1 protein-coding gene is annotated in these 553 nt (G+C 64.2%); it reads right to left on the reverse strand.

What is annotated here, in order from left to right; genetic code table 11:
* Window positions 1-553 (reverse strand): tyrosine-type recombinase/integrase (locus SO180_RS42510; protein WP_449384726.1); only part of this gene is annotated, 553 nt, incomplete at both ends.

The following is a 553-nucleotide window of genomic DNA, read 5'->3' on the forward strand; positions in this document are numbered from 1 at the left end:
AACGCTTGAATCACGCGAATGTCTTTGCCGCGCTCGAGCAGATGGGTCGCAAAGCTATGGCGAAGCGAATGCAGCGGGACCGTCTTGCGCAGCCCCGCGGCTTTGGCGGCCTCCTTGAACAGCCGGCTGAACTGACGCGTGGTCAGAGGCTGATGATCACGGTGACCTGGAAACAGCCAGTGGTGTTCCGGCGCGAGGTCGGCGTCATACGTGGTCGGTCGCGCCTTCCACAATTGCCGCAACAGCTTCAGTACCTCCGCCGGTAGCATCACGTGCCGGTCCTTGCGGCCCTTCGATTGCACGATGCGGATGATCATTTGCTCGCTGTCGATGTCACCCGCCCGCAGCCGCACCACCTCGCCGGCTCGTAGCCCGCAACCATAGGCCAGCGTCAGCATCGCTCGCGCCTTCAGGCTCGTCGCCATGGTCAAAACACGCTTGACCTCCTCGGGGCATAGCACCGGTGGCAGCCTCTCGGGCTCCTTGAGGTGCCAGACCTCGGCCGCCAGATCGTGGCGACGCAGCGTGACGCGAAACAGGAACCGCACCCCGG

The organism is Bradyrhizobium sp. UFLA05-112 (assembly GCF_053572325.1).